Here is an 11,509-nt window from a genome sequence, read left to right as displayed (position 1 = left end):
CTCCTCCTAGAGTGGGGCGGGTGGGTGCTCACCCGCCCCACTCTAGGAGGAGGTGCCGGGGCTCAGGCTCCCTGAGCCACCGCGTCCTCGATCGGGGTGGGACCGGAGACGATCTCCCACGTCTTCGCGATGGAGGTCGGCTGCGCCAGGGCGGCGATCACCGTGGCGGCGACGTCCGCTCGGGGGATGCTCCCCTTCTCGACGGAGGTGCCGAGCGTGATCGTGCCGGTGCCCTCGTCGTCCGTCAGCCCGCCCGGGCGGAGGATCGTGTAGTCGAGGCCGGAGTCGCGCAGTGCCGCGTCGGCGTCGCGCTTGGCCTCGACGTAGGCCTTCCAGCCCTCCTCCGTGTCCTCGGGGAGCGGCTCGTCCACACCGATCGCGCTGACCTGCACGAAGTGCTGGACCCCGACGATCGCGGCGGCCTTCTGGCTGAGGACGGACGCCCCCAGGTCGACGGTGCGCTTGCGCTCCGGGCCCGAGTCGGGTCCGGCTCCGGCGGTGAAGACCATGCCGTCGACGTGGCCCAGCGCCTCGGCGAAGGCCTCGGGCGTCGTGTCCTCGAGGTCGTGCACGAGCGGCTCGCCGCCCAGCCGGACGATGTCCTCGGCGTGATCGGGGTTGCGGATCACTCCGACCGACTCGTGGCCGGCGTCGTAGAGCAGGTGCAGGATCTGCTGCCCCACCTTGCCGTGGGCTCCGATGACGGCGATGCGTGTCATGGACGTTCCTCTCCTCGTCGGGGCGGGTCGCCCCGTGTTCGTGGTCCCCTCCATCCTGCCGCGGCGTCCCTGGACGCCCCCAGGCCTTGACGGCGTCCGGGCGCCGGGCCGTCAGGCGGCGAGGCGGTCGTCGCGTCCGGTGATGGCGAGCAGGCGGCTCTGGAGGGAGGCGGCGTCGTCGACCGGCACGGGCGCGGCGTAGAGGCCGCTCGCGCGCAGGGTCTCCTCCTGGGGTGCGAAGAGCTCCCAGACCGCTGCGACGAGCTCCTCGTCCAGCCGCTCGTCGCTGCCGGTCGCGCGGGCGAGGTCCCAGGCGTGGACGGTCACATCGGCCGTCTGCTCCTGCAGCAGCTCGACGGCGCTGACGGTGTCGCGCCCCAGCTGCACGGTCGCCGCCGGGTCGACGGTGCGGACAGCGACGCGCAGGCGGTCGGTCACGCGGCGCCACTCGCTCCTCAGATCGGTGGCGACGGACTCGAGTCGCAGCGCCGACTCGTCGCCGCCCGAGAGGAGCGTGTGCGCGCGCTGCTGCTCGCGGACGACGTGCAGCACGAGCGCGCGCGTGTCCCACTCGGTGTCGGGCGTGGGGGCCGACCAGTCCTCGACGGCGCTCAGCCGGAGCTCGAAGGCGCGGTGGGCGCGGTCCTGCAGATCGAGCCAGCGGCTCATCTCGGCGCCGGGGCCGGTCTCGGTGGCGGTGGGGGAGTCGGGCTGCTCGTGCGTCATGGTCTCTCCGGAGCGTCGTGGTGCTCGGGTCAACCGCGAGTGGTCGGCGCTCATTCCCGGCCGGCCCGCGCGCAGCGGTCGAGCGGCCGATGTCGGTGGTGCGTGCGAGCATGTCCCAGGGCGTGGGCGAGCAGGACGGAGCGGCGTGAGCAGGCAGGACGGCACGGCGTGAGCGAGCAGGACGGCACCGCGTGAGCAAGCAGGACGGCACGGGGCGGCAGGTCACGACCGAGCCCTTCGACGACCCGCGCGCGAGCATCATGCACATCGACATGGACGCGTTCTTCGCCTCCGTCGAGCTGCTCGACCGGCCGGATCTGCGCGGGAGGCCGGTCATCGTGGGGCACCACGGAGCGCGCTCCGTCGTCACAGCGGCGACCTACGAGGCGCGCCGCTACGGCGTTAACTCGGCGATGCCCATGGCGGTCGCCCTCCGCCGCTGCCCGCAGGCCGTGGTCCTCGAGCCGCACATGGAGCGCTACCGCGAGGCTTCTCGCCGCGTCATGGCGATCTTCGACTCCTTCACGCCGCTGGTCGAGCGCCTGAGCATCGACGAGGCGTTCCTCGACGTCGCGGGTGCCCGCCGCATCTCGGGCTCGCCGTTCGCGATCGGCACCGAGATCCGCCGCCGGGTGCACGCCGAGCTCGGGCTGACCTGCTCGGTCGGGATCGCCAGCACCAAGTTCGTCGCCAAGCTCGCCTCCGGCCGCTCCAAGCCCGACGGTCTGCTGGTCGTCCCCGCCGACGGCGTCCGCGAGTTCCTCGATCCGCTGCCCGTGAGCGCGCTGTGGGGAGTCGGCGCGAGCACGGAGGAGGCGCTCGTCCGCCGCGGTCTGCGCACCGTCGCCGACGTCGCGACCACCCCGCTGCCGTCGCTGGTGTCCGCCCTCGGCGAGGCGACCGGGAGGCGCCTGCACGCCCTGGCGAACGGGGTGGATCCGCGGCCGGTCGACACCCGCCAGATCGAGAAGAGCGCCGGACACGAGATCACGTTCGCCGACGACGTGGCCGACCCCGAGCTCGTCCGTCGTGAGCTGCTGCGGCTCTGCGACAAGGTCGCCGTGCGGATGCGCCGCTCGGGAGTGCGCTGCCGCACCGTCGCGGTGAAGGTGCGCTTCGGCGACTTCAGCACCCTCACCCGCTCCCGCACGCTCGTCGAGGCGACGGACGTGGCCCGGGTCCTCTACGAGGCCTCCTCCGCGCTCCTCGAGGCGGCCAACCCGATGCGGCGGCCCGTGCGGCTGATCGGCGTGCGCGGCGAGCAGCTGGTCGAGGGCGACGACGTCGCGTTCTCCCTGTGGAGCGACTCCGACGACTGGCGCGACGCGGAGCTCGCGGTCGACGGCGTGGCCGCCCGCTTCGGCTCCGGGGCCGTGCGTCCCGCCTCGCTCCTGTCCCGGTCGGCTCCCGAGTCGGCCAAGGGGATCGACCTCAGCGACACGCTCGCTACGCGGAACCGATCGTCAGACTGATCGGGCGGTGGTCGGAGCCGTTCGGCGGCAGGACCGCGACGGTCGCGGCGGTGACGCCGTCGGCGAGCGCGTGGTCGAGCGAGACGAGCGGCAGCAGGGACGGCCAGGTCGCCGGGAAGCCGACTCCACCCGTGCGGACGAGACCCGCCTCCGCCAGCACCGGAGCGAACAGGTGGTCGTCCGTCGGCGTGTTGAAATCGCCGATGACCAGTGTCCGCTCCGACGCGTCGTCTCGAAGAGCGGTGGCGAGGTTCGAGAGCATGGTGTCCCGCTCCTCGTGGTCGCCCGGCCGGAACGAGGCCAGGTGCACCACGAACAGGCGCGCGCTGCCGACCGGCGTGTCGACGTCGACGGCGAGCGCGCGCTCCCAGCCGAGACCGAGGTCGAGCGGCTCCTCGTCGGTCAGCTCGGTTCGGCTCCAGACGCCGACGGTGCTCGAGACGGACGAGTACGGGTACTCGTCGGCCAGCTCGGCGTCGACCGCGTCCACGGCGTCTCCGTCGAGCTCCTGCAGCGCGATCACGTCGGGGCCGCGGGCGGCGAGCGAGGCGGCCAGCCCACCGGCGTCGCTGCTCGTCTCGATGTTCTGGCTGACGACGGTGAACGAGCCGGAGCGCACGGCCGGCGCCGGAAGCGCGACCGGCAGCACCAGCACGCCGTAGACCATCGCCAGCACGGTGACCGCGGCCGCCGTCCGGCGCGACCGGAGGGCCGCCGCGGCCGCGATGAGGAGCAACACGAGCAGCCCCGTCCAGGGGATCCCGACCTCGAGGACCGACAGCCAGCCGATCGGATCGGGCAGCGCGCGGTGGAAGGCGAGGAAGGCGGCGAGCACGAGGCTCGCGACCGCCACCGCGGCCGAGCGCACGGGGCGGCGGCGGCGGGTGCGGGCGGACATCCGTCGATCATGGCAGCAGGTCCCCGGAGGTCCATGGACGAGTCCTGTGCGCCCCGGCGGGCCGCTTGTCGCCGCGGAGAGCCGCGGAGTACCGTCGCACCATGCCCAACATCGCAGTCTCCCTGGCCGACACCGTCACCACCGCGGGTACCGCGACGATCTACGGCGAGCCCGTCACCGTCGACGGCGTCTCGCTCGTCCCCGTCGCCCTCCGCTGGTTCGGTTTCGGCGGAGGCAGCGGCTCCGAGGACGGCCAGGAGGGCGGCGGCGGGGGCGGCGGCGCCACGGTCATCCCGATCGGCGCATACATCAAGGACGACCTCGGCCTGCGGTTCCAGCCGAACGTGATCTCGGTCCTCGCCGTCGGCATCCCCTTCGTGTGGGTGACCGGCAAGGCCCTCGCGCGCATCATCCGCGCCCTCAAGAAGTAGCCGGAGCGGCCCCGCGTCAGCTGGCGCGCTGCTGGCGCGCGGGGTACCACTTCTTCTTCGTCCGGCCGAAGCCGACGATCAGCCGCTCGGCGTCGTCCGGCCGGCGGGGGTCGTAGATCACCGCGGCGGGCTCGCCGGCCATCCACGCATCCCCGCGCTTCAGCGGGTACTTCTGCGCGCGCTTCTCCACACCCTCGGCGGTCCGGTAGACGACCAGGAGCCGGCCCAGATCCCGTGCCGAATCGCGATCGCCGCGTGCCGGATCCGGCCCGACGACGCGCGCCGGCACCCGCGTGCCGTAGCTGAGCAGCTCGCGGCGGATCCGCGCACGGCGCTGCCAGAGCAGGGCCTGCAGCAGGACGATCAGCAGCACGGCCAGGACGACGACCACCGACCACGACATGACGTCTATGATTGCCGATGAACACGGGAGTCCGGTGCACCGGGCTGAGAGGAAGGCAGCAGCCTTCGACCGTCGAACCTGATCTGGGTCATGCCAGCGAAGGAACGTTTCGATCTCCTCTTACCAACCCGTGCCCTCCATTCGCTTCCACGAAAGGGCACGTCAGTGCAGAACACGAACGCGCAGAACACGAACGCGCAGAACACGAACGCGCAGAACCTCACCTCCTCCGCCCCGGCCCGGCGCGATCTGCGCTGGCGGGTCGTCGACATCGTGGTGGCGAGCGTCGTCGCCGTCGCGAGCGGGATCGTCTTCTGGGCCTGGGGCCTGGCGACGAACGTCCTCGGCCTCGCTTTCGAGTTCCTGCCCGGGCTCGGCGGGCTCCTCGGCGGCGGCTGGCTCTTCGCCGGCGTCCTCGGCGGCCTGATCATCCGCAAGCCCGGAGCCGCGCTCTACACCGAGCTGGTCGCCGCGGCCGTGTCGGCTCTGATCGGCACCCAGTGGGGCTTCACCGTGCTGATCTCCGGACTCGTGCAGGGACTCGGCGCGGAGATCGTCCTGGCGCTCTTCCTCTACCGCAGCGGCCGTCCGCTCGTCGCGATGCTGGCCGGTGCCGGTGCGGGGCTCGCCCTCGCGATCAACGACCTGCTGTCGTACTACGCCGTCAACGACGCGCTCTTCAAGACCGTCTACGTCGCCTCCTCGATCGTCTCGGGCGCGCTCCTGGCCGGGCTGCTGTCCTGGTTCGCGGTGCGGGGGCTCGCGGCCTCGGGAGCGCTGGACCGCTTCGCATCCGGGCGCGAGGGCCGGACGGTCGAGGGAGCCGGCGCGGGCGCTCGATGAGCGGCGCTTACGTCCGGGCGCGGGGCTGGAGCTGGCGGCACGCGGGACGCTCCCGCGACGCCCTCTCCGGCCTCGATCTCGCGCTGGAGCCGGGGGAGCGCGTGCTGCTCCTCGGCCCCTCCGGCGCGGGAAAGAGCACGCTGCTGCACGCCCTGGCCGGCGTCCTCGGCGGGGAGGAGGACGGCTCCGCGGCGGGCGAGCTCGAGATCGACGGAGCCGCGCCGCTCACCCGGCGCGGTGTCGCGGGGCTCGTGCTGCAGGATCCGGACACTCAGGCGGTCCTGGCGCGGGTCGGCGACGACGTCGCGTTCGCCTGCGAGAACCTCGGCGTGCCGCGCGAGGAGATCCCCGCGCGAGTGCGGGAGGCGCTCGGCGACGTCGGGCTCGACGTTCCGCTGGACCACTCCACCTCGGCGCTCTCGGGCGGGCAGAAGCAGAGGCTCGCCCTGGCGGGTGTGCTCGCCATGCGTCCGCGGCTCCTGCTCCTCGACGAGCCCACCGCCAACCTCGATCCGGACGGTGTACGCGAGGTGCGGGCGGCGGTGGAGCGCACGGCCGCCCGCACGGGGGCGACGCTGATCGTCGTCGAGCACCGGGTCGACGTGTGGGTCGGCCTCGTCGACCGGGTCGTGGTGCTCGGGCGGGACGGCGCGGTCGTCGCCGACGGCGCTCCAGTCGAGGTCCTCGATCGAACGCACGACGTGCTCCGCGCCTCCGGCGTCTGGCTGCCCGGTGACACCCCCGCCCGGCGCGGGGCGAGCGAGCTGCCCTCGCCCGCCGCCCTGAGCGCGCACGACCTCGCCATCGGCCGGCCCGTCCTCGGGCGCCGCCGCTCGACCATCGTGGCCTCGGGGCTCGAGCTCGCCGTCGACTCCGCGCGGGCCACGGCCGTGCTGGGACCCAACGGCGCGGGGAAGTCGACCCTCGCGCTCACGCTGGCCGGTCTCCTGCCGCCGGTCGCGGGGCGGGTGACCGCCTCCGAGTCGCTCCGCGCCGGTGCGGGCCCGGAGCCGATCCGCTGGACCTCGGCTCAGCTCGCCGGACGGATCGCGATGGTGTTCCAGGAGCCGGAGCACCAGTTCCTCACCGCTCGCGTGCGCGCCGAGCTCGCGCTGGGCGCCCGCGACGAGACGGAGCGGCATCGGGCGGAGGAGCTCCTGGAGCGCCTCGGCCTCGCGCACCTCGCCGACGCCAACCCGTTCACCCTCTCCGGAGGCGAGAAGCGGCGCCTGGCCGTCGCGTCCGCCCTCACCCGGTCGCCGTCCGTGCTCGTCCTCGACGAGCCGACGTTCGGGCAGGACCGCCTGACCTGGGAGGTGCTCGTCGACCTCCTCGCCGAGCAGCGCGACGCGGGCACGGCGGTGCTCGCCGTCACCCACGACGAGGCGCTGGTCGCCGCCCTCGCCGACTCGGTCGTCACCCTCGGCGCCCGCGAGGTGGTGTCGGGATGACGCTCCTCGACTCCGTTCCCGCGCGCAGCCGGATCGCCCGGGCCAACCCGGTGGCCAAGCTCCTCGCCAGCCTGGTCATCGCGTTCGCGCTCCTCCTCACGGTCGATGCGGTCTCCGCGGCGACGGCGCTGGCGCTCGAGCTGCTGGTTCTGCCCTTCGCGGGGCTCCGAGCGGGTGAGCTCGTGCGGCGGACGGCTCCCGTCTGGATCGCGGCTCCGCTCGCCGGCCTCTCGACAGTCCTCTACGGGCGCGACAGCGGCGCCGTCTACGCGGAGTTCCTCATCGTGTCGGTCACAGAGGGATCCGTCGCCCTCGGGCTGGCCATCGCGCTGCGCGTCCTGGCGATCGGACTGCCGAGCGTGGTCCTCATCGCCACCACCGACCCGACGGACCTGGCGGACGGCCTCGCGCAGATCCTGCGCCTGCCCTCGCGCTTCGTGCTCGGCGCTCTCGCTGGCATGCGGCTCGTCGGTCTGCTCGTCGACGACTGGCGCACCCTGTCGATGGCCCGCCGGGCCCGTGGGGTCGCCGACGGCCGCGGGCCCGCCGAGGCGCTCCGCAGCCTCGCGGCCCGCACGTTCTCGCTGCTCGTGCTGGCCATCCGGCGGGGGAGCAGGCTCGCGACGGCGATGGAGGCGAAGGGCTTCGGCTCCGGCGTCCCGCGCACCTGGGCGCGGCAGTCGCGCCTCGGAGCCGGCGACCTCCTGCTGCTCGCGGGCGGAGTGCTGATCGCTGCCGTCGCCGTGACCGCCGCCGTCGTCACCGGCTCCTGGAGCTTCGTCCTGCATGGCTGAGCGGATCCTGCCGCTGACGGATCACACGGCGGGCGACCTCGCCCGCTCCGTGATCGCGCGGCGTCGTCGGACGGTGCTGCTGGACGGACCGAGCGGCTCCGGCAAGTCGACGTTCGCGCGCGCGCTGGTCGAGCAGCTCCGTCTCGCGCCGGCGGCATCGTCGGTCGCGCTCGTGCGGATGGACGACCTCTACCCCGGCTGGACGGGCCTGGACCGGGCGTCGCGGGAGACGGCCGGGACGCTCGTCCGCCCCCACGGCCTCGGCCTCGCGGCGCACTGGCGGCCCTGGAACTGGGCCGCGGGGACGACGGCCGGGCGCCGCGTTGTCCGCGAGACGCTTCTCGTGCTCGAGGGCTGCGGATCGGCCGGCGCCGCCGCGCGCCGCCACGCCGATCTGGTGGTCTGGCTCGAGGCCGACGACGAGGTGCGGCGCGTGCGTGCGCTCGAGCGCGACGGCGAGCTCTTCGCTCCCCACTGGGACGCCTGGGACCGCGACTTCCGCTCCTACTGCGCTCGGGAGCGGCCCCGGGAGAACGCCGACCTCGTGCTGGACACGGGCGGCGGGGGAGCGGTGCGCGGCTGAGGGGTCCCCTCCGAGCGCGGCGACGCGCGGATGCCGGTGGGAGGCTCGCCCTCGGCGGTGATCAGGCCCAGCCGAGCTCGTGCAGCCGGTCGTCGTCGATGCCGTAGAAGTGGGCGATCTCGTGGACGAGCGTGACGTGGATCTCGTCGCGCAGCGCGTCCAGATCGTCGCACGCGGCGAGGTGCGGCTCGCGGAACAGCACGATGCGGTCGGGCATCTCGCCGAAGCCGTAGCGCTCGCGCTCGGTGAGGGCGACGCCGTCGTAGTAGCCGAGCAGATCCAGGGTCCCGTCCTCGGGCCGGTCCTCCACGACGAACACGACGTTGTCGAGCCCGTCGACCATGTCGTCCGGGAGCGCGTCGAGCTCGGAGATCACCAGGGCTTCGAAGGCGTCCTCGTCCAGCTCGAGCATCCGGGACCTCTCTGCGTCGGCGATCGCTGCCGGTCGCCGGATGTGCGAAGAGGCCCGGAGTCGGAACTCCGGGCCTCTTCCGCTGCATGCACAGCCACTGGGGTGAGTAACGGGGCTCGAACCCGCGACCTCCTAGACCACAACCAGGCGCTCTGCCAACTGAGCTATACCCACCAGGAGCGTGTTCCGGCGGGGTGACCCGCCGAAGCAACTGTACGAGAGTACTACATCCGCGAGGCGAACTCGTCCACGACGGCGGCCGACACGGCCTGCACCTCGGCGGTGCTCGGCCCCGGCTGCTCCACGAACACGGCACGGCGGTAGTACTGCAGCTCGCGGATGCTCTCGAGGATGTCGGCGAGAGCGCGGTGTCCGCCGTGCTTCTTGGGCGCGTTGAAGTAGATGCGCGGGAACCAGCGCCGTGCCAGCTCCTTGATCGTGCTGACATCGACGTTGCGGTAGTGCAGGTGGCCGTCGAGGCGCGGCATGAACTTCGCGAGGAAGGCGCGGTCGGTGCCGATCGAGTTGCCGGCGAGGGGGGCCTGCTGCTCGGCCGGGACGTGCTTCAGCACGTACTCCAGCACCTCGTACTCGGCCTCCGCGACGCTGACGCCGGAGGGGATCTCGACCAGCAGGCCGGAGGTCTCGTGCATCGACCGGACGAAGTCGCCCATGTTCTCGAGCGCGGTCGCGTCGGGCCGGATGACGAGGGAGAGCCCCTCGTCGAGCGGGTTCAGCTCGAAGTCGGTGACGACGACGGCGATCTCGACGAGCTCGTCGACGGAGAGGTCGAGCCCCGTCATCTCGCAGTCGATCCAGACAAGACGGTCGGGGGCGCTACTCATGCGGGCAGTCTATCGGCGGCCGCCGACACCCGGTCCGGCCGTCCCGCTCCTCCTACACTGGACCCTCGTGATCACGCTCGCCTGCTGCCTCCTGATCGTCAACGCCGTGTGGAACGCGATCGTCTGGCCGCCCTTCCTCCGCCGCGTCCGCAAGGACCCGCGGGCGCGCGACGCGGACGGCCGCGCGACGACCTTCCTCCGCGTGCACACGGTGCTCATCGGCGTGTCGCTCGCCCTCGCCGTGGTCTCCCTGGTCGTGGGAGTGCTGGGACTCGTCCGGGGCGCCTAGGCCCCGGCGGGCGCGGCCTCTGCGCTTCGGTATCGTGGTCGGAGTCCGCCCCCGTAGCTCAGCGGATAGAGCAGGAGCCTTCTAATCTCTTGGTCGCAGGTTCGATTCCTGCCGGGGGCACCATCGGATCGGGAGCGCGCCGGTCGCCGTCCCTAGTCTTGTCCCGGTGGCGTGCGGATCAGCGTCGACGCCTCGCGCCCGTCCTTCGACCGCGTCGCGGCCTCTCCTCGGGCGGCGCTGCGCTCCTCCGAGGAGTGACGCCCGGCACCCACGGGGTTTTCCTCCGCTCCGGTGACCCTCGGACGAGGACTCGCGGTCGCTCCACCAGTAACACACCGGCAAATCGGAGGCAACACCGGCGTGTTTCCCACCCGAAGTCGTTTGAGTGTCATTCAGGCACCTAGTCTTGGGGTGTCCGGAATTACAACGACGTAACGAACGGAGGTACGACCATGCTGCTCCTCGCCATCCTCGGTGGAATCGCCGTCGCGTGGACGATCGTCGCGGCGCCCCTCGCCGTACTGGTCGGCCGAGTCGCCCGTGCACGTGATGCACACAGCTAGTCAGTACACGCACCGCCCGCACCACGGAGAAGGCCCCGATCGCACTCGCGATCGGGGCCTTCTTCTCGTGGTCGGGAGCACTCAGACCGAGCTGCGCTCCTGGCCTCGGTCGTCGTCCGAGGCGGACCGCTCGAACCGGGCCTCGTCCGCCCGGACGACCGCCTCGTCGTCGGCCGGCACGTCGTCGCGGTCTCCGTCGGCCGGAGCCGACGGCGTCGCGTCGTGCTCCGCGTCCGGCTGCGGCCCGGCGGCAGGAGCCGAGCGCTGCGGGTCGACGGGCGGCAGCTCCTCCACGGGACGCTCGCGCGACGGCACCTCCAGGCGGTCGACGTCGGCGAGCAGGCGGCGGGTCTCCTCCTGCGAGGCGTCCCCGGCCGACGCGGGGAGGACGATCGTGGGCGTCTGCGGGGCTGCAGAGCCGGAGGCGGAGCCCGCGCCGACGACGACCGGTGCGACGGCGGTCGGTGCGGCGGCCGGGGGAGCGGTGCGCTGGGGAGCGGCCTCGGCGGTGCTCGCGGCCCGATCGGACGACGGAGCGGACTCGGCGGAGCGGTCTCGACCCGTCTCCGAGAAGCGCCAGCGCTCGAGGTCGGCGAGGAAGGCCTTCCGGGCGCGCCCGGGCTTGTCCCGCCACTGCACGAGGCGGTCGCGGAACTCGCCCACGCTCGCCTGCGTCTGGTAGCCGCCGGTGCTCGACGTGTGCTTCAGCTCGGCGAGCTCGTGAGCGGCCCAGTTGGCCGCGACGCCGGAGCCCTTGACGGGCAGGAGGCGCAGGTGCGTCTCGGCCTGCGCGGACGCGCGGTCGCTGAGGACGCGCTCCGGGCTGCTGAGGACGTTCCAGGCCGAGGCGTCGACCGCGGCGTCGACGAGCGTCGCGATGACCGCGTTCTTCCGCTCGTGATCCTGCTGACGGATGAGGCGCGCGATGGACGCTCGGAAGACGGAGGCGATCACGATCGCTCCGACCACCACGGCCAGCAGGACCACAGCGGCTGTGAAGACCGCCTGGTGCCCGTCGCTCGTGCGGATCCAGGACATGAACTCGTTCCACCACTGCATGGGGCGAACGCTATCCGGGGC

General features: G+C 72.9%; 14 protein-coding genes, 2 tRNA genes and 1 riboswitch. Of the genes, 8 read left to right on the top strand and 8 right to left on the bottom strand.

The genetic code is table 11. The features are described 5' to 3' along the window. Positions 1 to 62: 62 nt before the first annotated feature. Together C5C50_RS07365 and C5C50_RS07360 are read right to left on the bottom strand one after the other, a co-directional pair. Positions 63 to 719 carry an SDR family oxidoreductase gene (locus tag C5C50_RS07365; protein ID WP_104223727.1) on the bottom strand — a complete coding sequence of 219 codons (657 nt, stop codon included), beginning with the start codon at positions 717 to 719 and terminating at the stop codon, positions 63 to 65. Positions 720 to 830: 111 nt separating this feature from the next. Next, entirely contained in the window at positions 831 to 1,445 is a 615-nt protein-coding gene (locus C5C50_RS07360; protein WP_258059445.1) for a TIGR03086 family metal-binding protein, read from the bottom strand. A gap of 191 nt (positions 1,446 to 1,636) precedes the next feature. Between C5C50_RS07360 and dinB the strand changes: the two genes are divergently transcribed. Further along, positions 1,637 to 2,917 (top strand): DNA polymerase IV, encoded by a 1,281-nt coding sequence (dinB, locus tag C5C50_RS07355; protein WP_104223726.1) that lies wholly within the window; start codon positions 1,637 to 1,639, stop codon positions 2,915 to 2,917. Here the strand turns inward: dinB and C5C50_RS07350 are convergent. Next, positions 2,892 to 3,815, bottom strand: a complete 924-nt coding sequence (locus C5C50_RS07350; protein ID WP_104226744.1) for an endonuclease/exonuclease/phosphatase family protein — start codon at positions 3,813 to 3,815, stop codon at positions 2,892 to 2,894. The two genes, dinB and C5C50_RS07350, sit on opposite strands and share 26 nt — an antisense overlap. 101 nt (positions 3,816 to 3,916) lie before the next feature. Between C5C50_RS07350 and C5C50_RS07345 the strand changes: the two genes are divergently transcribed. Continuing rightward, positions 3,917 to 4,246, top strand: coding sequence for a hypothetical protein (locus C5C50_RS07345; protein WP_104223724.1), 330 nt, complete (start codon positions 3,917 to 3,919; stop codon positions 4,244 to 4,246). A 16-nt stretch (positions 4,247 to 4,262) separates the two neighbouring features. Here C5C50_RS07345 and C5C50_RS07340 read toward each other — a convergent pair whose 3' ends face one another. Beyond that, a complete protein-coding gene (locus C5C50_RS07340) occupies positions 4,263 to 4,649 on the bottom strand; it encodes a DUF3592 domain-containing protein (RefSeq protein WP_104223723.1) in 387 nt (128 codons plus the stop codon). A 14-nt stretch (positions 4,650 to 4,663) separates the two neighbouring features. Next, positions 4,664 to 4,771, top strand: a riboswitch (TPP riboswitch). Positions 4,772 to 4,814: 43 nt separating this feature from the next. On the opposite strand from C5C50_RS07340, the gene C5C50_RS07335 reads away from it, so the two are divergent. Genes C5C50_RS07335 through C5C50_RS07320 form a run of 4 tightly spaced genes read left to right on the top strand, consistent with a single transcriptional unit; the run spans position 4,815 to position 8,320 of the window. Beyond that, positions 4,815 to 5,492 (top strand): ECF transporter S component, encoded by a 678-nt coding sequence (locus C5C50_RS07335; RefSeq protein WP_104223722.1) that lies wholly within the window; start codon positions 4,815 to 4,817, stop codon positions 5,490 to 5,492. Further along, on the top strand, positions 5,489 to 6,943 hold the full coding sequence (locus C5C50_RS07330) for an ABC transporter ATP-binding protein (protein ID WP_104223721.1): 1,455 nt from the start codon (positions 5,489 to 5,491) through the stop codon (positions 6,941 to 6,943). Before C5C50_RS07335 ends, C5C50_RS07330 begins: the two co-directional genes overlap by 4 nt. After that, positions 6,940 to 7,737 carry an energy-coupling factor transporter transmembrane protein EcfT gene (locus C5C50_RS07325; protein WP_104273187.1) on the top strand — a complete coding sequence of 266 codons (798 nt, stop codon included), beginning with the start codon at positions 6,940 to 6,942 and terminating at the stop codon, positions 7,735 to 7,737. Before C5C50_RS07330 ends, C5C50_RS07325 begins: the two co-directional genes overlap by 4 nt. Then, positions 7,730 to 8,320, top strand: coding sequence for an AAA family ATPase (locus C5C50_RS07320; RefSeq protein WP_181133507.1), 591 nt, complete (start codon positions 7,730 to 7,732; stop codon positions 8,318 to 8,320). The genes C5C50_RS07325 and C5C50_RS07320 overlap by 8 nt, the downstream gene beginning before the upstream one ends. Positions 8,321 to 8,381: 61 nt before the next feature. Here C5C50_RS07320 and C5C50_RS07315 read toward each other — a convergent pair whose 3' ends face one another. The 3 genes from C5C50_RS07315 to orn form a co-directional block, all read right to left on the bottom strand. Continuing rightward, positions 8,382 to 8,732: a metallopeptidase family protein gene (locus tag C5C50_RS07315; RefSeq protein WP_104223719.1), complete on the bottom strand. Its 351-nt coding sequence runs from the start codon at positions 8,730 to 8,732 to the stop codon at positions 8,382 to 8,384. Positions 8,733 to 8,830: 98 nt separating this feature from the next. Next, positions 8,831 to 8,906 (bottom strand) — tRNA-His (locus C5C50_RS07310). A gap of 50 nt (positions 8,907 to 8,956) precedes the next feature. After that, a complete protein-coding gene (gene orn / locus C5C50_RS07305; protein ID WP_104223718.1) occupies positions 8,957 to 9,577 on the bottom strand; it encodes an oligoribonuclease in 621 nt (206 codons plus the stop codon). Between the two features lie 67 nt (positions 9,578 to 9,644). On the opposite strand from orn, the gene C5C50_RS07300 reads away from it, so the two are divergent. Next, the gene (locus tag C5C50_RS07300) at positions 9,645 to 9,866 is read left to right on the top strand and encodes an SCO4848 family membrane protein (protein WP_104223717.1); all 222 of its coding nucleotides are present in this window, start codon (positions 9,645 to 9,647) and stop codon (positions 9,864 to 9,866) included. A gap of 47 nt (positions 9,867 to 9,913) precedes the next feature. After that, positions 9,914 to 9,989 (top strand) — tRNA-Arg (locus C5C50_RS07295). A 521-nt stretch (positions 9,990 to 10,510) separates the two neighbouring features. Here C5C50_RS07295 and C5C50_RS07290 read toward each other — a convergent pair. Next, a complete protein-coding gene (locus C5C50_RS07290; RefSeq protein ID WP_104273186.1) occupies positions 10,511 to 11,488 on the bottom strand; it encodes a hypothetical protein in 978 nt (325 codons plus the stop codon). Positions 11,489 to 11,509: the final 21 nt, after the last annotated feature.

This window comes from Rathayibacter sp. AY1D9, assembly GCF_002932395.1.
Taxonomy (GTDB): Bacteria; Actinomycetota; Actinomycetes; order Actinomycetales; family Microbacteriaceae; genus Rathayibacter.
The sequence above is the reverse complement of the archived record's forward strand: the minus strand, read 5'-3'. Positions and strand labels throughout refer to the sequence as shown.